The sequence below is a fragment of the Planococcus sp. ANT_H30 genome (genome assembly GCF_008369335.1).
Lineage (GTDB): Bacteria > Bacillota > Bacilli > Bacillales_A > Planococcaceae > Planococcus > Planococcus kocurii.
The window spans coordinates 426,188-446,354 of the sequence record NZ_VOBJ01000001.1 but is presented as its reverse complement, the minus strand read 5'-3'; the positions used below and the strand labels follow the sequence as shown (position 1 = coordinate 446,354).

Annotated in this window: 19 protein-coding genes and 1 other annotated feature; of the genes, 13 read left to right on the top strand and 6 right to left on the bottom strand. The window is 40.5% G+C overall.

The annotated features are described in order from the left end of the window. Positions 1 to 37: 37 nt before the first annotated feature. The 3 genes from FQ085_RS02220 to FQ085_RS02210 all read left to right on the top strand — a co-directional run bounded on the left by FQ085_RS02220 (position 38) and on the right by FQ085_RS02210 (position 3,020). On the top strand, positions 38 to 937 hold the full coding sequence (locus FQ085_RS02220) for a fumarylacetoacetate hydrolase family protein (RefSeq protein ID WP_149455796.1): 900 nt from the start codon (positions 38 to 40) through the stop codon (positions 935 to 937). Positions 938 to 1,005: 68 nt separating this feature from the next. Further along, positions 1,006 to 1,377: a YisL family protein gene (locus tag FQ085_RS02215; RefSeq protein ID WP_058384723.1), complete on the top strand. Its 372-nt coding sequence runs from the start codon at positions 1,006 to 1,008 to the stop codon at positions 1,375 to 1,377. A 176-nt stretch (positions 1,378 to 1,553) separates the two neighbouring features. Then, a complete protein-coding gene (locus FQ085_RS02210) occupies positions 1,554 to 3,020 on the top strand; it encodes an alpha-amylase family glycosyl hydrolase (RefSeq protein WP_149455795.1) in 1,467 nt (488 codons plus the stop codon). Between the two features lie 63 nt (positions 3,021 to 3,083). On the opposite strand, the gene FQ085_RS02205 is transcribed toward FQ085_RS02210, so the two are convergent. The 3 genes from FQ085_RS02205 to FQ085_RS02195 are packed head-to-tail and all read right to left on the bottom strand — an operon-like array spanning position 3,084 to position 6,110. Beyond that, on the bottom strand, positions 3,084 to 4,418 hold the full coding sequence (locus FQ085_RS02205; protein WP_149455794.1) for a CoA-disulfide reductase: 1,335 nt from the start codon (positions 4,416 to 4,418) through the stop codon (positions 3,084 to 3,086). Positions 4,419 to 4,431: 13 nt separating this feature from the next. Further along, positions 4,432 to 5,283, bottom strand: a complete 852-nt coding sequence (locus FQ085_RS02200; RefSeq protein ID WP_058384726.1) for a DegV family protein — start codon at positions 5,281 to 5,283, stop codon at positions 4,432 to 4,434. A 20-nt stretch (positions 5,284 to 5,303) separates the two neighbouring features. Beyond that, positions 5,304 to 6,110: a Cof-type HAD-IIB family hydrolase gene (locus tag FQ085_RS02195; protein WP_058384727.1), complete on the bottom strand. Its 807-nt coding sequence runs from the start codon at positions 6,108 to 6,110 to the stop codon at positions 5,304 to 5,306. Positions 6,111 to 6,269: 159 nt separating this feature from the next. Between FQ085_RS02195 and FQ085_RS02190 the strand changes: the two genes are divergently transcribed. The 3 genes from FQ085_RS02190 (at position 6,270) to FQ085_RS02180 (ending at position 9,707) form a co-directional block, all read left to right on the top strand. Further along, entirely contained in the window at positions 6,270 to 7,037 is a 768-nt protein-coding gene (locus FQ085_RS02190; RefSeq protein WP_058384728.1) for a prolyl oligopeptidase family serine peptidase, read from the top strand. 65 nt (positions 7,038 to 7,102) lie between these two features. Next, complete coding sequence (locus FQ085_RS02185) at positions 7,103 to 7,411, top strand: metal-sulfur cluster assembly factor (RefSeq protein WP_058384729.1); 309 nt, start codon at positions 7,103 to 7,105, stop codon at positions 7,409 to 7,411. A 154-nt stretch (positions 7,412 to 7,565) separates the two neighbouring features. Further along, positions 7,566 to 9,707 carry an ATP-dependent Clp protease ATP-binding subunit gene (locus FQ085_RS02180; protein WP_078080599.1) on the top strand — a complete coding sequence of 714 codons (2,142 nt, stop codon included), beginning with the start codon at positions 7,566 to 7,568 and terminating at the stop codon, positions 9,705 to 9,707. A gap of 31 nt (positions 9,708 to 9,738) precedes the next feature. Here FQ085_RS02180 and FQ085_RS02175 read toward each other — a convergent pair whose 3' ends face one another. Next, the gene (locus FQ085_RS02175; RefSeq protein ID WP_058384730.1) at positions 9,739 to 9,924 is read right to left on the bottom strand and encodes a YjzD family protein; all 186 of its coding nucleotides are present in this window, start codon (positions 9,922 to 9,924) and stop codon (positions 9,739 to 9,741) included. 187 nt (positions 9,925 to 10,111) lie between these two features. On the opposite strand from FQ085_RS02175, the gene FQ085_RS02170 reads away from it, so the two are divergent. The 7 genes from FQ085_RS02170 (at position 10,112) to opp4A (ending at position 18,365) form a co-directional block, all read left to right on the top strand. Beyond that, positions 10,112 to 11,044, top strand: coding sequence for a beta-ketoacyl-ACP synthase III (locus tag FQ085_RS02170; protein WP_058384731.1), 933 nt, complete (start codon positions 10,112 to 10,114; stop codon positions 11,042 to 11,044). A gap of 27 nt (positions 11,045 to 11,071) precedes the next feature. After that, positions 11,072 to 12,307, top strand: a complete 1,236-nt coding sequence (gene fabF, locus FQ085_RS02165; RefSeq protein ID WP_058384732.1) for a beta-ketoacyl-ACP synthase II — start codon at positions 11,072 to 11,074, stop codon at positions 12,305 to 12,307. A gap of 304 nt (positions 12,308 to 12,611) precedes the next feature. Further along, entirely contained in the window at positions 12,612 to 13,628 is a 1,017-nt protein-coding gene (locus FQ085_RS02160; protein WP_058384733.1) for an ABC transporter ATP-binding protein, read from the top strand. Beyond that, positions 13,615 to 14,550: an ABC transporter ATP-binding protein gene (locus FQ085_RS02155; protein ID WP_058384734.1), complete on the top strand. Its 936-nt coding sequence runs from the start codon at positions 13,615 to 13,617 to the stop codon at positions 14,548 to 14,550. Before FQ085_RS02160 ends, FQ085_RS02155 begins: the two co-directional genes overlap by 14 nt. A 5-nt stretch (positions 14,551 to 14,555) precedes the next feature. Then, positions 14,556 to 15,518, top strand: coding sequence for an oligopeptide ABC transporter permease (opp4B, locus tag FQ085_RS02150; protein ID WP_058384735.1), 963 nt, complete (start codon positions 14,556 to 14,558; stop codon positions 15,516 to 15,518). 25 nt (positions 15,519 to 15,543) lie between these two features. Further along, a complete protein-coding gene (locus FQ085_RS02145; protein ID WP_058384736.1) occupies positions 15,544 to 16,455 on the top strand; it encodes an ABC transporter permease in 912 nt (303 codons plus the stop codon). Positions 16,456 to 16,550: 95 nt separating this feature from the next. Continuing rightward, positions 16,551 to 18,365 (top strand): oligopeptide ABC transporter substrate-binding protein, encoded by a 1,815-nt coding sequence (opp4A, locus tag FQ085_RS02140; RefSeq protein WP_058384737.1) that lies wholly within the window; start codon positions 16,551 to 16,553, stop codon positions 18,363 to 18,365. 40 nt (positions 18,366 to 18,405) lie between these two features. Here opp4A and trpS read toward each other — a convergent pair whose 3' ends face one another. Both trpS and FQ085_RS02130 read right to left on the bottom strand, forming a co-directional pair. Beyond that, entirely contained in the window at positions 18,406 to 19,401 is a 996-nt protein-coding gene (gene trpS, locus FQ085_RS02135) for a tryptophan--tRNA ligase (RefSeq protein WP_058384738.1), read from the bottom strand. Positions 19,402 to 19,445: 44 nt separating this feature from the next. Next, positions 19,446 to 19,656: a binding site (T-box leader), on the bottom strand. A gap of 43 nt (positions 19,657 to 19,699) precedes the next feature. Continuing rightward, positions 19,700 to 20,050 (bottom strand): DUF3899 domain-containing protein, encoded by a 351-nt coding sequence (locus FQ085_RS02130; protein WP_245830173.1) that lies wholly within the window; start codon positions 20,048 to 20,050, stop codon positions 19,700 to 19,702. Positions 20,051 to 20,167 lie beyond the last annotated feature (117 nt).

Sequence of the window (20,167 nt, the reverse complement as noted above, 5' to 3'; positions counted from 1 at the left end):
ATAATGAATTCAACCACAGAAAAGGAGTGTTTGACGAATGAAGCTGTTATCATTTCGCTATGAAGGAAAAGAAGGATTTGGACCAAAAGTTAAAAAGGAAGAAGCTGTATGGGATTTAGTTGCGATTCAACAGCAATTAGAAGTTCTACCTGCGTTTCCTACACAATTGATTGAAGGAATCCCGCAAGGAATGGAATTTGTTGAACAAATCCGTAAATTGACGGAAGCCGCTGTCCAATCTGACCGCTCTGAAGAATTCAAACACTCTTTTTCAGAAATTGAATGGTTAGCTCCAATTTCGAGAACGCCGAAAAATATCATCTGCGTTGGAAAGAATTACGCGGATCATGCAAAAGAGATGGGTGGAGAAGCTCCTGTAGACTTAGTAGTTTTCACAAAGTCGGCTACTTGTATTTCAGCTGACGGCGAAACCGTCTCGGTTCACAGTGATGTAACGGATTCCTATGATTACGAAGGCGAATTGGCTGTTATTATTGGTAAAGCCGGACACAAAATACCAAAGCAAATGGCTTATGACTATGTTTTTGGCTATACCATTGCAAATGATTTGACTGCACGGGACTTGCAACAAAAACACCAACAGTATTTTCTTGGGAAAAGCTTGTCGGGCTCATGTCCATTAGGTCCGTACATCGTCACAAAAGATGAAATCCCACGAGCACAAAATCTATCAATCGTCACAAAAGTTAACGATGAGGTACGCCAAAACGGCAACACGGAAAACATGATCCGTCGTGTTGATGACCTTGTAGCGGAAGTATCGAAATATATTGCGCTGGAACCAGGGGATGTTCTTCTTACTGGGACACCGGCTGGAGTGGGCAAAGGTTTCAATCCGCCAAAATTCCTAAAAGCGGGAGACACGATTAAAGTGTCGATTGAATCCATTGGGACTCTCGTCACACATTTGTCATAAGATATAGGCTCTTCCCATCGTCCAACTTGTGATAAACTGGAAAGGACTTTATTAGAAGAGGTGAGCTTTTGAGCATTTTTACAGACACTACACATTTACACATCACGACATGGGTTGTTGCAGTCATTTTGTTTCTGATCGCCGCATTTATGCAGCGCGACAGTAAAGGCCGTAAAATTTTGCACATGGTCTTGAGATTGTTCTATGTTTTGATCATCATTACAGGATTAACATTGTTTATCGCCCATTCTTCCTATGATGCAATGTTATACGGCATTAAGTTCTTATTGGGTGTTTTGACAATTGGAATGATGGAGATGGTGTTGGTCCGTTCGAAAAAACAAAAACCAGTTACGATGTTCTGGGCATTGTTTGTCTTGTTCTTACTTGCAACAATGTTCATCGGTTTCATGTTGCCAATCGGATTGGATTTCTTTTAAGGAAAGTAGGCAGGTGCATCTAGCACCTGTCTTTTTCTATGCAACTTTTCACAGTTTAGACGAAACTCCAGCAAGTCAATGCTGAAACACTAACTTTACATGGCGGCGATAGCTGGAGTTTGATAAAATGAATCGGGTGGAATGTACCAACAACCTCATTGAAGGAGGACTTAGAATTGAAGACAAAATGGATTTTGAGCATAATAACAACTGTACTGCTACTGGCACTAGTTAATCCAGTGTTTGCTGCAGAAGAGCGGGAACTTAAAGACGAACTTATCTATGATGTGTTAGTTGACCGTTATTTCAATAAAAAGATTAATAACGATTATGAAGTAAATGCATTAGATCCTGCGGCTTTTAATGGTGGCGATTTTGATGGAATGGCCAGTGAACTATTATTTGCGAAAGAAATGGGTTTTACAGCTCTTTCAATAGGACCTGTATTTTCAACAGCTACATATGATGGCAAAACAGTAAGAGACTATACTAAATTCGAGCGTCATTTTGGTACAGAAGAAGAATTTCAAACCTTGGTAGATGAAATCCATAATCAAGAAATGAAAGTGATTGTGGATATTCCGACGCAACAAGTAAGTGCAGATCATGTGTGGGCAGTTGAAAACCCAGAATGGTTTACAGAAAACGAAGACGGCAGCTTGGCACTAGATACAGCAAACACAGAGGTCCAAGAAGCGCTAATTGCTACATTTGTAGAATTTAGTGAAGCCTATCAAGTTGACGGGTTCCGACTACAAGACGCAGACAAATTAGATGCAGCTTTTGTTAGCGATTTTTCTAAAGCGATAAAAGAGGTGCGAGATAGTTACATTTTAAGTGATCAAGAAATGGCAGACAGTGGTGCATTCGATGCGGTAGTGATGCCTGGTGTGGAAAAGACATTACGTGCGGCTTATAAGAATTTTGATCAGGATATGACCGACGTAACGACGATCATGGAGCAAAGCAAAAACAATTTGATTCAAGTAGATTCATTGACTGGATCTCGATTTACAGCAGACATTGTAGCGGAAAATGGATTTCCGCCGACACGCTGGACGCTATTGTTGACTCAGTTGTTGACGATGCCTGGAATTCCAGTCGTTCAATACGGTTCAGAATCTGCTATGAATGGGACAGAGTTGGATGAATCTCATCAAATTTTAGATATGGCCGTAGATAAGGAACTTGTTGATCACATCACTAACTTGACGTCATTGCGTAATTCGTCTGAAGCATTACGAACAGGGGAATTGGAAGTGCTACACGATGAAGATGGATGGCTCGTTTATAAACGTTCGAATGACGAAGAATCATGGATTGTTGCTATTAACAACGCGTCTTCAACAAAGAGCATTAACCTATCAGCTGATGTCATTGGACAAGGACAGGAATTACGTGGATTATTTGAAAGTGATATTATTCGCCAAGGAGATAATGGGGATTACCGAATAACACAAGATCGAGAAATCGCGGAAGTGTTCCACGTAACAGAAGAAAGTAAACTCAACTCTGCGTACATTGCAACGCTAGTTGTTATGTATGTTGTGTTCATGATGTTCTTGTGGTTTGTTTGGCGTAAAGGCAAACAACGTAAAGCAGATGCAGCGAAACAGTCGACAGTTGAGAAAAATCCGAAATAATCCGAAAAAATAAAACAGGCAGAAAAAGCAATCCGCTTTTTCTGCCTGTTTTTGATGTTGGCATTATTTACTTAATGCTTTATAACCTACCATATTAATTGGGTCTTTCGGCGATGAATAGGGAGGTGCATAGCAAAGTTCGAGTGCCTGCAAATCGTCAATCGTCAACCCCCCGTAGATTGCTGTCACAATGACATCGATTCGCTTGTCAACGCCTTTGCCACCAATACATTGTGCCCCTAAAATCTTACGGGTTTGTGGATCGTAATGGACTTTTAACGTGATTTCGGAATGATCAGGATAATAACCCGCATTCGAATTGCCGGTATGCGTCACTGTAGCAAAAGCTAAATTTTTATCTTGAATCGCTTTTTCGTTTAACCCTGTCATTGCAGCAGTTAATGAGAAAATTTTCAAGACGGAAGTTCCGAGCAAACCTTTTTTCGCTACCTTGTTGCCCGTAAGGTGACTCGCTGCGATAAATGCTTGACGATGCGCAGGAGAAGCAAGTGGAACTCTTTTGGGATCTCCCGTTACCATATCAAAATTCTCTGAAGCATCTCCAATGGCGTAAATCGATGGATCATTTGTTTGCATAAATTCATTTGTTTGAATACCGTCAGTTTCACCAATTGTTAAGCCCGCTTTCATAGCCAGTCTAGTATTCGGTCTCAAACCAACACTCATAATAATGAAATCTGCTTGTATGTCAATGCCATTGGACAGGTGGATGGTTTTGCCTTCCGTTTTTTTGATCTCTGTTCCAGTAATTAATTTAACATCTTGAAGTGCCAGTTCTTTCTCAATCATTAATGAAATATCGGTATCCAAAATAGACATAATGGTTGGGGATCTATGCACTAAAGAAACGTCCAAGCCGATGTTTTTAAGGTTTTCTGCCATTTCTAGCCCGATAAAGCCACCACCTGAAACGACGCAATTTTTGGGTTGTGCAGTTTTGATGAACTGGTCAATTTTTTGCATGTCTTCAAAATTGCGTAAGGTAAAGACTTTCGATGTATTTAGACCTTCGATTTTAGGAACAATTGCAGAACCACCTGGAGCTAAGATTAAGGCATCGTACGACTCTTCAAATTGTTCGCCACTTTCCAGGTTGTGCACAAGCACTTTTTTGGCTGCTCGATCGATTGCGATTACTTCGTGTCTCATGTGAACATCGATATCTCGTTTTTTCTTAAATCGTTTGGGATCGGTCATAATGATTGACTCTTCATCTTCGATGACACCGCCTATAACATACGGCGTTCCACATGCTGCATAAGACATCGTCGAATCACGATCAAAAACAATAATCTGCACGTCTGGATCATAGAAGCGCAGTTGACCTGCGGCAGTAGCGCCTCCGCCAACTGCGCCTACAATAACTATTTTGTTCATCGTCAATCAGCTCCTAGTCAATTGTATTGAAGAAAAATACTGCCAGTGTACCAGGACCCGTATGTGCAGCAATGACCGAACCAATCATATGGACTTCAACGGATTGCGGGTGGAAGTTGCTTTCAATCTCCTGTTTTAGTAAAGCCGCAAACTCTGCGTCGTCACCGTGGCTAATGGCAATTGTCTGTTGATCTAATTGAGTTCCGCGTTCTCTCATTAGGTCAATCATCCGTTTGATCACTTTTTTACGTCCTCGAAGTTTTTCAATCGGTACAAGTTTGCCATCTTCTACGTGAAGCAATGGCTTAATATTTAATAACCCGCCAACAAAAGCGCTACCTTTGGAAATGCGGCCGCCTTTAGCCATATAATCTAAGTCTTCTACAGTAAACAGACTTTCTAAATGATCAATCATCAAACGAGTTTTCTTAATAATAGTTTCGAGAGGCTGTCCAGCGGAGCGCAATTTTGCGGCTTCTTTTACTAACAGTCCGTAGCCGAGCGAAGCGGCTTTTGAATCTAGTATTGTTAGCTTCAAATCCGGGTATTCTTCACGTACCTGATCCGCCACCATTACGGCTGTATTATAAGTACCTGATAGCTCAGAAGAAAAGGCAATATAATAGCCCTCGTCTTTGTCTTTTGCCAGCTGTTCAAAAGCTGACCACATTTCTTCAGGTGAAACTTGGGATGTTTTAGGTTGATCACCACCACGAATTGCATCAAACACTTTAATGGATTGAATGCCTCGAATGTCTTCGAAATCCTGATCTCCAATATGAACACGAAGCGGCAATAAAACAACATTTTCATTTTCGAAAAAGTCTTTTGGCAGATCAGATGCGCTGTCAGCAAATAGTCTCATAGTCAATCCCCCTTTTGTAGTTACAGCTTCAACCGCTCTAGTAACAACTCAGCAATGCCATCATCGTTATTAGTTAACGTGATTTCATTGGCAATCGTTTTTAACGGTTCAATGGCATTGCCCATGGCAACACCGACTCCTGCAAAATCGATCATTTCAAGATCATTGTCTTCGTCACCAAAAGCAATAATGTTTTCTCGTGCAATGCCCATTGATTTGGAAACACGATCTAGTCCAACGGCTTTACTCATCCCACTTTTCACAATTTCAATCACGTGCCACGGAGCTCCCCACCGGCGATGATCGATTACTTCTGCATGTACAGAAGATAAATGGTCATGGATTTCCTGTACGCGTTCATATGGAGCATGAATCAAAATAGACGTCGGATCTGTTTTTAAGTAATTGCGTAAATCTCCAGTTGTGATTGTAGGATCACCGAAGCGGAAAATATCCATAAGTTTTTCGTCATGATGGTGGACATACACATCGTCCAAGACCTCTGCCACGATATTATGGAAATCAAAGTTATGCATAGACTCTACCACTTCATGGACAACGTTCAATCCGATTGGTGTATGGTGTGTTCCCCAATGATTGTTTGTAGGATGGTGGACAAATGCACCGTTAAAATTGACGATGGGGGTTGTTAGTCCTAGCTCTTTATAGAAAGTTTCGCTTGAACGATAAGGTCGACCCGTAGCAATCATTACCTCATGTCCTGCTTCCATTGCTTTATTTAACGTTCGTTTTGTTTTCGGGGAAATAACTTTCTGGTCGGTCAATAATGTGCCGTCTAAATCAAGAACAATTAAATGTTGTTTCATAAAAATAGCCGTCTCCTTTCTATCTATTCCTAGTGTAGCGATAGTACAAGCGATTCGTCAAAAATTTCAGAGGAGGAAAAGACTTTTCTCTAGAGAGAATTGGCGTTTGCTGGGAATCGAGAAGATTGGTACGATTAGAGGTGAAGGAAGTGATTTTAGTTGAGAGTTCAACGACAAATTTGGGGGCACATACCGTTGCTTCATATAACACCAGATCAATGCGAAAAAGTCGCATTGCCAACAGTTGTCTTTTTTCATGGCCATACGAGTGCAAAAGAACATAACTTGCATTACGCTTACCAATTGGCTGAAAAAGGACTTCGTGTAATTTTGCCGGATGCGCATCTTCACGGTGAACGAAGTGAAGGATTGGATAATGTTCAGATCAGCCTGCGATTTTGGGAAATTGTTCTGACGTCTATAGAAGAATTAGCATTTTTACAAAAAGAACTGCACAAGCAAGATTTAGTAGTTGGAGAACCAGGAGTAGGTGGCACTTCTATGGGTGGGATTACCACTCTAGGAGCAATGACAGTTTATCCGTGGATTTCAGTAGCTGCAGTAATGATGGGTGCAGGGAATTATGTAGAATTAGCGCAAGCACAAATGGCCCAATATGAATCAAGAGGATTCAAGCTGCCAGTTAGTGAAGAAGAACGTGAACGGATGCTTTCGACTTTAGCGATTTTTGACAGCGTTCAACATCAAGCGAAATTTAATGGCCGTCCCATTTATTTTTGGCACGGCGAACAAGATATGACGGTACCTTTTGAACCAACTTATCGCTTGTATAAAGAACTTAAGAAGCATTACGAAGCGGTACCAGAAAAAATAACCTTTACTCGGGAAAGAGAAGCGGGACATGCAGTAAGTCGAAAAGGGATGCTTGAAGCGACAGAATGGCTCGCGAAGTATTTATCTAACTAAGCATGTCGATTCCATTTTCATATGAAGTTTGTTAAGATAGTTTTAATAGTAAGGGAGGGATTTAGATGGATCAAGATATGAAAGATAGTATGATGGGTGCGTTAGAAACAGTAATCGATCCTGAACTAGGAGTCGATATTGTTAATCTTGGGCTTATCTATGATGTGATGTTGACAGAAGATGGTTTTGCCGTAGTGACGATGACGTTAACGTCTATGGGTTGTCCAATGGGACCACAGATCGTGCAAATGGTTAAAACTGCTTTGTATGAACTACCTGAAGTAGAAGAAGTCGATGTAAAAATCGTCTGGCAGCCGGTATGGGGCAAAGAACATATGTCACGCTATGCAAAAATGGCACTTGGCGTTCGATAAATAGTACGTAAAAAACCCTCATTGGATTTATTCCAGTGAGGTTTTTTTGTTTGATACGAGTACTAAAAAAAGGTCGAAATAATTGCTTAACAGTGAATAATTAGCTATAATTTAATTAGTCAAAGATAGTCAAACTTTTAAAGGAGTGGATAAAATGGTTCAATCCCAAAATAACGAAGAACAAAAATCTCCATTGGAGCAGTTTGGCCGGAATATGGTTGAACAAGCGCAATCAGGAAAAATGGATCCTGTTATCGGTAGAGATCAGGAAATCCGTAATGTGATTCGAATTTTATCGCGTAAAACAAAAAATAACCCCGTGTTGATTGGTGAACCAGGTGTTGGTAAAACAGCAATTGTTGAGGGATTAGCTCAACGCATTGTTCGTAACGACGTACCAGAAGGATTAAAAAACCGAACCATTTACGAACTCGACATGAGTGCGTTAATTGCTGGTGCTAAATACCGTGGAGAATTTGAAGAACGATTAAAAGCTGTTTTAAAGCAAGTAAAAGATAGCGAAGGTCAGATTATTTTGTTTATCGACGAAATTCATACGATTGTTGGAGCAGGGAAAACCGAAGGAGCAATGGATGCAGGGAATATGCTGAAGCCCATGCTTGCAAGAGGAGAACTGTATTGCATTGGTGCGACTACGCTAGATGAGTATCGCATGCATATCGAAAAAGATCCGGCTTTAGAACGACGTTTTCAACAAGTACTGGTGCGCGAACCATCTGTTGAAGATACGGTATCGATTTTGCGTGGCTTAAAAGAACGTTTTGAACTACATCATGCTGTTCGAATTCATGACCGTGCGATTGTCGCAGCGGCTGCTATGTCGGACCGCTACATTACAGAACGTTTTTTGCCTGATAAAGCCATTGATTTGATTGATGAAGCTTGTGCGATGATTCGTACAGAAATCGATTCAATGCCTCAAGAACTTGATGAAGTGACGCGTCGTCTGATGCAGCTAGAAATTGAAGAACAAGCCTTAATGAAAGAAAAAGACGTAGCAAGCAAAGCGCGACTCGACACCTTGCGTAAAGAAATTATTGAACTGCGCGACTCTTCATCTGGCATGAGAAGTCAATGGACGGAAGAAAAAGAATCATTGAAAAAAATTCAACAAAAACGTGAGCAATTAGACCAATTCCGCAGACAATTAGAAGATGCTGAAAATCGTTATGATTTGAATGCGGCGGCTGTCTTACAGCATGGCAAAATTCCCGAACTCGAAAAAGAATTAGTCGCACTAGAAGCCGCTTTAGAACAAGAGGGTACTGAGCGTTTACTGCGCGAAGAAGTAACGGAAGAAGAAATTGCAGGAATTGTCGCAAGGTGGACTGGAATTCCAGTAACAAAATTAGTAGAAGGCGAACGTGAAAAGTTATTGCGTTTAGGCGAGACGTTAAAAGAGCGCGTAATTGGTCAAGACAAAGCAGTCGAACTGGTTACAGAAGCTGTATGGAGAGCGCGTGCGGGTATTAAAGACGAAAGAAAACCGATTGGCTCTTTTATTTTCCTTGGTCCTACAGGCGTAGGAAAAACAGAGTTAGCAAAATCGCTGGCCGCAAATCTATTTGATTCGGAAGATCATTTTATTCGAATCGATATGTCAGAGTATATGGAAAAACACAGTGTGTCACGTTTGGTCGGGGCACCTCCTGGATACATCGGTTACGAAGAAGGTGGCCAACTAACAGAAGCCGTTCGCCGGAATCCGTACTCCGTTGTATTGCTCGATGAAATTGAAAAAGCACACCCGGATGTTGCCAATATTTTACTGCAGATATTAGACGACGGCCGTATCACTGACAGCCAAGGACGATTAGTTAACTTCTCCAACACGGTAGTCATTATGACTTCTAATATTGGTTCTGCCTATATTAACGATGCGAGCAATGAACACGATATTGAAGACATTGTGATGGGAGAATTGCGCAGACATTTTAAACCTGAGCTATTGAACCGTATCGATGATATTGTTATTTTCCACGCACTTAACAACGCTCATTTTTATGGCATAGCGAAGAAAATGATTGCTGAACTAGCCGTTCGTATGAGTAAACAACAAATCAAACTAACCGTAGATGATTCAGTTATTGACTATATCGTTGAAGCAGGAACCGATCCGGTGTTTGGTGCGCGACCATTAAAACGCTTTATCCAGCGTACGATTGAAACAAATATTGCCCGGGAATTAATTGGAGGCGGAATTGTTGCCCATACCGAATTGGAATTAACCATGGACGATAATAAGCAAATTGTTATCAACAAAAAAGAAGCGTAATCCGGAATTCCGGATTACGCTTCTTTTCTTATTAGTGTTTTTCAGGAGCTGGTTCGCTAGGAATAACAGCTACCATAACGAAGATTAAAATTGAAAATACGATCGAAATGTAAACGCCGACCATAAAGTCGAAAGGTACGTTTTGTACTGCACTTACCACGTAGTTGACTAATGAAATCAATAAGAATGACCAAAAAAATGTTCCAATATATTGCATCTAGTTTCACCTCTACATAGAATATCTAGTTTAATCATAGCATAAGCTCTTCAAGACAGAAAGAAAGATTGTAGAGAATGAATATTTTTTGTCGGAAATATGTCAGTTAGTTGAAATTGAGTATAGTATGGCGTATTATTAACACCAGGTACTAATATATGATGATAATCGAAATGAGGGACATAAAATGAATGCTGGAATAGTCGGTATGGGCAGATGCCTGCCAGAAGAAAGATTGACGAATTTTCAATTAGAGCAGCGCATGGATACGAACGACGAGTGGATCCGCACTATGACAGGCATAGAAGAACGCCGGATTGCAAAAGACGATCAGGATACTTCTGACATGGCGCGTGAAGCGGCAAAAAAAGCGATTGAAGATGCTGGTATTGATCCAGCTGAAATCGGTTTAATCTTAGTGGCGACGGTTACACCTGATCAACCTTTCCCATCGATGGCCTGTGTGATTCAGCAAGAAATAGGAGCTGTTAATGCTGCGGCTATGGATATTTCAGCTGCATGCGCAGGATTTATGTATGGAGTTATTACTGCGAAACAATTCATCGATTCGGATGTTTATAAATATGTGTTGGTTGTAGGTGTTGAAAAACTATCGAAAATTACTAACTGGGAAGATCGCAACACGGCTGTTCTTTTCGGAGATGGAGCCGGAGCTGCAGTTATTGGGAAAGTTTCTGAAGGGCGAGGTATTTTATCTTTTGAACTCGGTGCTGATGGTTCTGGAGGCAAACACCTCTATCAGGACGAGTATTTAGTAATGAATGGTCGCGAAGTCTTTAAATTTGCTGTGCGCCAAATGGGCGAATCTGCAATAAATGTCATCAAAAAAGCGGGTTTGGAAAAAGAAGATGTCGATTTTTTGATTCCCCATCAGGCGAACATTCGTATTATGGAAGCGTCTAGAGAACGATTAGGCTTGCCAGTTGAAAAAATGTCAAAAACAATTCAAAAATATGGTAACACTTCAGCAGCTTCAATCCCAATTTCTCTTGTCGAAGACTTAGAAGAAGGCCGTGTTAAAGACGATGATGTTATCGTGATGGTTGGATTCGGTGGCGGCTTGACTTGGGGCGCTATTGCTATGAAGTGGGGCAAATAATTAGGTATGCGAAAGGAAGAAGATAGAATGGAAAATCGCCGTGTAGTTATTACGGGAATTGGTGCTGTAACACCGTTAGGTAACAATATTGAAACTACTTGGGAAGCTGTTAAAAGTGGTAAATCTGGAGTCGGTCCCTTAACACGATTAGATGCAGATTTGTATTCAGCGAAAGTGGCTGCAGAAGTAAATGACTTTTCGATAGAAGATTATATTGAAAAGAAAGATGCTCGGAAAATGGACCGTTTTACGCATTACGCGCTAGCTGCTTCGATTATGGCAATGAAAGATGCCAAGCTTGAATTAGATGACAAAACAGCTTTGCGGACAGGTGTGTGGATTGGTTCGGGTATTGGCGGTATGGAGACAATCGAAAGTCAAATGAATGTACTAAATACGCGAGGCGTTCGTCGCATTAGTCCGTTCTTAATTCCGATGATTATTCCGGATATGGCTTCTGGCCAAGTATCAATTTACTTTGGTGCTAAAGCAATCAACTCTTGTTCAGTAACAGCTTGTGCTTCAGGCACTAATTCGATTGGTGATGCGTTTAAAGTTATTCAACGTAACGATGCAGATGTGATGATTTCAGGTGGAGCAGAAGCGCCTATCACGCAATTATCTGTAGCTGGATTTACAGCAAATACAGCTTTGACAACAAACACAGATGCCGCTACAGCATCTCGTCCATTTGATAAAAACCGCGATGGATTTGTCATTGGAGAAGGCGCAGGTATCGTTATTCTTGAAGAATACGAACATGCGATAGCACGAGGTGCTACAATTTATGCGGAAGTCGTTGGCTATGGTTCTACAGGAGATGCTTATCACATCACTGCTCCTGCTGAAGGTGGCGAAGGTGCAGCTCGTGCAATGGCACAAGCTTTGGCAGATGCAGGCGTTGAAACTACGGATATTGGATACATTAATGCACATGGTACCAGTACGGCTTATAACGATCTGTATGAAACAATGGCTGTCAAAACAGTCTTTGGCGAACATGCTTATAAATTAGGAATGAGCTCAACTAAATCCATGACAGGTCATTTGCTTGGAGCTGCCGGTGGAGTCGAAGCGATTTTCACAGCACTGGCATTACAAGAAGGCATTATGCCTCCAACGACAAATTACGAAACACCTGACGAACAATGCGATTTAGACTATGTTCCAAACACTGCACGTAAAGCAGAGTTTGAATACGCGATGAGCAATTCACTTGGATTTGGTGGACATAACGCTTCGTTAGTATTCAAGAAAGTATAACAAGACGAAAATGGCAATCTACAGGAGATCCTGCAGATTGCCATTTTTATGCTTAATAAAAGTAAAAGAAAAGAAAAAAACCCATAATTTTATAAAAAATGAAAAAACCTCTCGACACCTTAAGTTATTGTGCTATTCTAAATATAATGAAAAAAAGATGTAAACTCAATTATTAACAGAAAGACAAACGTCGATTTGAAGGCATTTTTTATCTGTTTAAGTCTGAATATTTAAACTACTAAGGTATGAAGAATGTGAGACGTTAAAAGAAATGGTAGAACGCTTTATTTTGAGGAGGATAAATGTGAATGAAGTTTTGCTTGAAATCAAAAATCTAAAAACGTCCTTTAGAATTAAAGATAATTATTATGCTGCAGTTGATGATGTTTCCTTGAATGTTAAAAAAAATGAAGTGCTGGCAATTGTGGGGGAATCTGGCTCCGGAAAAAGTGCATTTGCGTTCTCCATTATGGGTCTTCATACAAGAGCCCAAATAGAAGGCCAAATCAATTATAAAGGAAATAACTTAGTAACGGCAAATCCGGCTCAAATGAAAAAGTTGCGAGGCAGCGAAATGGGGATGATTTTTCAAGATGCTCTGTCGGCGCTAAATCCACTTATGGTAGTGGGCGCTCAGATTGATGAAGCGATATTCCTTCACAATCCGAAAAGCTCAAAGAGTTTGAGGAAAAAACAAGTGATCAATCTATTAAACCAAGTCGGCATTCCGCGACCAGAAAAAACATATCATCAGTATCCACACGAATTGTCAGGTGGTATGCGTCAACGCATTGTGATCGCCATGGCCATCTCCAATCAGCCTGAGTTGCTGATTGCTGATGAACCGACAACTGCGCTAGACGTAACCATTCAATCTCAAATTTTGGATTTGATTAAAGAACTAAAAGAGACCATTCATGCTGGCATTATTCTGATCACGCATGATTTAGGTGTAGTCGCTGAAATGGCCGACAGAGTCGCTGTTATGTATGCCGGACAAATCGTAGAAATCGCTGATATCTATACCTTAATGGAAAACCCGAAGCATCCGTACACACGGTCATTATTAAATTCGATTCCAACATTATCAGAAGTGAAATCAGATCTTCATGTTATTCAAGGTGTGGTTCCTTCCTTACAAAAGTTACCGAGAACTGGCTGTCGCTTTGCTTCTCGTATCCCATGGATTGATGATTCTTCTCATGAGGCTTCACCTGAACTCCATGAGATAAGCACAGGCCACTTTGTGCGCTGTACGTGCTACAAGGATTTCTACTTTCCAGAAAAAGTCGAGGAGGAACACAATTATGTCGCTAATTGAAGTTGAAAATTTAAAAGTTCACTTTCCTGTTCGTGGCGGTGTCTTTCAAACGGTACAAGATCATGTCCGTGCAGTAGATGGCGTATCGTTCTCGATTGAACAAGGTCAAACTTATGGACTTGTTGGAGAATCGGGGTCTGGAAAGACAACGACCGGTCGTGCCATTATCGGATTAAATGACATTACTTCAGGAAAAGTTCTGTTTGAAGGTAGAGACTTGGCGACAGTTAGCAAAAAAGAGTACATTGATGTGCGAAAAGATATTCAAATGATTTTTCAGGATCCTTTCTCATCGCTCAATCCAAAAAAAAGAGTCGCAGATATAGTAGCTGAACCACTCCGCAACTATGAAAAATTATCTGCAAAAGAAGAACGGATGCGTGTGCAAGAACTGATGGAATTAGTAGGACTTAGTCCAGAGGCTATTTACAAGTATCCTCACGAATTTTCTGGAGGGCAGCGTCAACGAATCGGTATTGCCCGGGCAATTGCCTTAAATCCCAAATTGATTATTGCTGATGAACCTGTTTCTGCATTAGATGTATCGGTCCAAGCTCAAGTATTAAACTTTATGCGTGAAATCCAAAAAGAACTAAATTTAACGTATTTATTTATTAGTCATGATTTAGGAATCATTCGCCATATGTGTGACCATATTGGCATTATGTATAAAGGGAGATATGTTGAGAATGGCACAGCAGAAGAAATTTTTACCAATCCACAGCATATTTATACGAAGCGTTTAATAGCAGCTATTCCAGATAGTAATCCACGCAATCGAGATATGCACTATGAAAATCGTAAGTTGGTAAAAGCTGAATATGACCGGCTGGAAAAAGACTTTTTTGATGAAGAAGGTTTGCCTTACTCGTTAAAATCAATTTCAGCTACCCACCAAGTAGCGTTAGCTGAGAGAGGTTGAATGGTATGTGGAAATTAATTGTTCGCAGAACACTGATCACTATCCCGCAAATAATTGTATTAAGTTTATTGGTCTTTATTTTAGCTCAAGCCATGCCAGGAGATGCATTAACAGGATTGATCGACCCAAGTATTGATCCCGCTACTATCGAGGCAATGCGTGAACGTCTCGGGTTAAACAATCCTTGGTATGTGCAGTACATCGACTGGATTAAAGGAGTCTTACAAGGTGATTTTGGTCAATCATTCCGCTTTAAAATGCCAGTATCTGAATTAATTGGCGGGCGAATGATTAATACGTTGTGGTTGTCTTTAGCAACATTGATTTTAACGTATTTGATCGCTATTCCTCTTGGAATCATTAGTGGCCGTTTTAATGACACGTGGTTGGACCGTGCGATTACAGGTTATACGTACATTGGCTTTGCAGCACCCTTATTCATTTTCGCATTAGTGATGTTGTTCATTTTTGGTTTCCAACTTGGTTGGTTCCCGACAAGCGGCAGTGTCGCACCTGGTACAGAACCAGGAACCTTTGCCTATTTCATCAGTAAAGTAAATCATTTATTATTACCGGCATTATCGATGGCTTTAATTACTACCGTATCTACCGTTCAGTACTTACGAAGTGAGATTATTGATACGAAACAAAAAGATTTTATCGTAACAGCTCGCGCTAAAGGGGCATCTGAATCACGGGTTTATAACCGCCATGTACTTCGTAACTCGTTGCTTCCAATTGCAGCATTCTTTGGATACGAAATCACAGGATTGATTGGGGGAACCATATTCATCGAAAACATTTTTGGCTATCCAGGAATGGGTGAGTTATTCCTATCTTCTATTAGTTTGCGTGATTATAGCGTCATGACAGCCCTTGTTCTGTTATTCGGACTTGCCGCAATTATTGGTGCGTTATTATCAGATATCATCTTAAGTTTAGTAGATCCACGTATCCGGATTAAATAATAAATGATAATTTTGAGGTGTAACTATGAGACTTGATAAAGACGTTGGAACACAAATTCCAGATTTGGATCTCGGTAAAAGCCCATCTGGATTTAGTATATTGCTAAGAGAATTAATACGAGATAAAGTAGCTTTTGTTTCTTTATTGTTTTTATTTCTAATTGTTGCTGGCGTATTCGGGACATCCATTATTTTGGATCAAGCTGAAATCATTAAAGTGGACTTGTTTGCTCTTTATGAAGCGCCATCTGAGATGTATTGGCTCGGCACCGATTACGGCGGACGAGATATTTTTGGTCAATTGATTATTGGGACGCGTAACTCTCTGGCTATTGGAATCATCGTTACGTTATTGACAGGAATTATCGGCATATTGGTCGGACTGATCTCCGGGTACTACGGAGGCACTGTTGATAATGTTTTCATGCGTTTTGTCGACTTTTTCATGGTCTTGCCAACGCTCATGATTGTCATCGCTTTTGTTACGGCTGTCCCTGGTTATAGCATTGTATCGTTTTCATTAATCATGACGGCTTTCTTATGGATGGGAATCGCCCGTCTAATTCGGTCTAAAGCATTACAGGAAAAAGAGTTGGATTACGTAAAAGCCTCTAAAACATTAGGGACGTCCGATTTTAAAATTATGTTTTTCCAAGTGTTACCAAACCTAAGTTCGATCATCATCGTGACGATGACGTTAAACTTAGCGGCAAATATCGGAATTGAATCTGGATTGTCCTTTTTAGGATTCGGTTTTCCAGAGTCAACTCCAAGTCTGGGGACGTTGATTAGTTACGCACGAAATCCTCAAACGCTGGAGCTGAGATGGTGGATTTGGTTACCTGCATCAATTCTAATTTTAGTATTGATGCTTAGTATAAATAATGTTGGGCAAGCGTTAAAACGCGCTACCGATGCCCGGCAGCGAAGAGGGTAACAAAATAGGGGGAGAAGGGGGAGAAATTGAACTGCGGCTAGAACAATTCAGTATACAGCAATTATTTCATTTAAAACTAGAGGGGGAAATAAAGAATGGGGAAGAATAACAGGTCTAAGTTTTTACTCTTTTTAATCATATCTTTTGTCCTAATTTTGGCAGCTTGTAACGGTGACGATAAAGCGAAAGACGGCGACGACAAAGGCGCTGAAGACGGAGATAAAAAGAAAGACGGCATGTATTCAATAGAAGATTTTAGCAATGTTAAAACCAATGAAGGCGAAGCCATTGATGGTGGAACGATTACATTTGGTTTAGTATCCGATACGGTATTTGAAGGAACGTTAAACTGGAACTTCTACTCTGGTGCACCAGATGCAGAAATTTTAAACTGGTTTGATGAAGGCTTGTTAACGTGGGATGAAAACTACGTGTATACAAATGATGGAGCTGCGACATATGAAATTTCAGAAGATGAACGCACATTTACATTCAAAATCGGCGATAATGTCAACTGGCACGACGGCGAGCCTGTAACTGCTGAAGACTGGCAGTTTGCGCACGAAGTAATCGGTAACAAAGATTACGACGGTCCTCGCTACAACTCTGATTTCACGAACATTGAAGGAATGGAAGAGTATAACAGCGGAAAAGCTGATACGATTTCAGGCATTGAAGTAGTTGATGAGAAAACATTGAAAATTACGTACATCGAATCAACACCTTCTCTATTAACAGGAAGCATTTGGTCATATCCACTAGCGAAGCACATTTTTGGCGACATGGCAGTAGCAGATATTTCATCTTCACCAGAAGTTCGTCAAAACCCAATTGGTTTTGGACCGTTTAAAGTAGACAGCATCGTACCTGGTGAGTCTGTAACGCTTACTAAAAACGAAGACTACTGGCGCGGAGCACCAAAACTTGATGGCGTGACAATCAAAGTAATTAGCAGTTCAACAGTTGTTCAAGAATTGGAAACGGGTGGCGTTGACTTGATCAGTGATTTCCCAGTAGATCAATTCCCGGACAATGCTGAAATGTCTAACGTTGAATACTTAGGTACGATTGATCGTGCTTATACGTATATTGGCTTTAAACTTGGAACATGGGATGCAGAGAAAAACGTAGTAGCGCCTAACCCAGATGCGAAAATGGGCGATGTCGAACTTCGTCAAGCAATGTGGCATGCTGTAGACAACACGGCAGTTGGCGAGCGTTTCTATAATGGATTACGTTGGAATGCAACAACATTGATTCCACCGTCGCATCCTGAATTCCATGACGATAAAAACGAAGGCAGAGCGTATGATCCTGAAGCCGCAATGAAGCTTTTGGATGATGCAGGATATGTTGATACGGATGATGATGGATTCCGTGAAGATCCGGAAGGCAAACCACTTGAAATCAACTTTATTTCGATGACGGGTGGAGACACTGCTGAGCCATTAGCTCAATACTATGTACAATCATGGGAAAAAGTTGGATTAAAGGTAAACTTGGAAATGCTTGAGTTTAATACATTCTACGACCGTGTTGGTAACGGCGGAGAAGACGATCCAGAAGTAGATGTCTACCAAGCAGCTTGGGGAGTTGGAATTGACGTAGATCCTTCAGGTCTTTACGGAGCTGAAGCTCTATACAATTTTGCTCGCTGGGAAAACGAAGACAACGAGCGTCTTTTAAAAGAAGGCCGTTCACCAGAAGCATTCGATTTAACATACCGTCAAGACGTATACAAAGAGTGGCAGCAGTTGATGGTTGATGAAGTGCCGGTATTCCCGACTCTATATCGCGCATTACTTAGCCCGGTTAACAATCGCGTATTGAATTATGCAATCGGTGATGGAACTGGCATTTACTTGTCTGATCTTGCTGTGAGTGAAGAAAAAGCAATTACAGCAGAATAATAACCAAATAAAAAAGAGCTGCGATTTTGCAGCTCTTTTTTTATTTTCTTTTACGTCCAAGACCCATAGCATTTTCCATCTTCGTTAAGGTTTTAGTGGCTAGGAAATTAGCTTTTTGGGCACCTGCGTCAAGAATGGTATCTAATTCGTCAGAATCAAGAAGTAAGGCATAACGTTCCTGAATAGGAGCTAAATGTTTGATAACAGCTTGTGCAACGGAAGATTTAAAATCTCCATACCCCGCCCCTTCGTACTTTGTCACCAAATCATCGATACTTTCGCCAGTTAACGCAGCTTCGATTGTTAAAAGGTTGGCAACACCAGGCTTATTGATTGGGTCGTAGCGAACAATTCCTTCTGAATCAGTGACAGCACTCTTAATTTTCTTTTCAATTGTTTTCAAGTCATCAAGCAAAGTGATCATTGCTTTTTTGTTGGGATCAGATTTACTCATTTTCTTTGTAGGGTCTTGCAAGGACATAATACGTGCGCCATTTTTAGGAGTACGTATATCAGGCATAGTAAAGACATCGTTGTACTTCCGGTTAAATCTCTCTGCTAAATCACGCGTCAATTCAATATGCTGTTTTTGATCATCGCCAACAGGTACAATATCAGTTTGATACAAAAGAATATCGGCTGCCATCAATGGCGGATACGTTAACAATCCTGCCAAAACAGAAGCATTTTTCGCCGATTTGTCTTTATATTGTGTCATGCGTTCTAGTTCTCCGATGGTTGAAACACATTGTAACATCCATCCGGCTTGTGCATGCGCTGGAACTTCCGATTGAATAAACAAAGTTACTTTTTCGGGATCAATTCCAACGGCTAGATAAAGTGCCGCCAACGCCTTAATATTTTTACGTAACGCTAGTCGATCTTGAGGCATTGTAATGGCGTGTTGATCAACAATACAAAAAATACAATCATATTCATCTTGCAGCTCAGTAAACTGTTTAAACGCACCTATGTAATTTCCGAGTGTTACCGTACCAGTAGGCTGAACGCCTGAAAAAATTTTCTTCTTGGTCATTATTATTCCTCCTCAAAGTAAAAAACACAGCACACATCCCCTAAAAAAGGGACGAATGATGTGTTTTCCGCGGTACCACCCTAGTTGCCGTCACCGGCCACTCTTCTTCATAACGTGAAGAACACGGAATCAGCTACTACCTATTCACCGATTCAGCTCAAAAGTCCATTCGATGCAGCACTCCATCTGTTTTCACCAACCACAGACTCTCTTATAGAAGGAACTGCATTTACTCTTCTTTTTCATGGCTCATTTTATATCCTATTATTATAATACATAACCAATTTAGGAAGCAATACTAAAGGCTATAAATTACTAGGCAAACCATCATGATCAGCAAGGTGATCGTGCCAGTAAGGAGCAGATACGAACTGGAAAAAGCAATCACTTCAGAAGGCGGCCGCATCTCATCATCTTCAAGAGTCGATTTTAGCTTGAAAGCCTTTCTCATACTTATAGTGAATATATCAAACACACCTGTTCGAACGACAAAAACCCAAGAACCCAAAAACAATAAAATGCCGCCGTAAACAAATGAATTATTAATATACGACAACAACGTGACATGATCAGTCCTAAAAAAAGCAGTAATTAAAATCAATACTTGAATAATTACGATAGAAAAAAACAATTTTTTCAAAATTGGCACCTCGATTCTTACCAATTGTAGAAGAAATTCTAAAAAAAATCAAAATATTTTTTGTTTATCGTAGACTGCGTAAACGCTTACAAATCCAACATTCTCAAGGTTTCTTGTAATATCAAT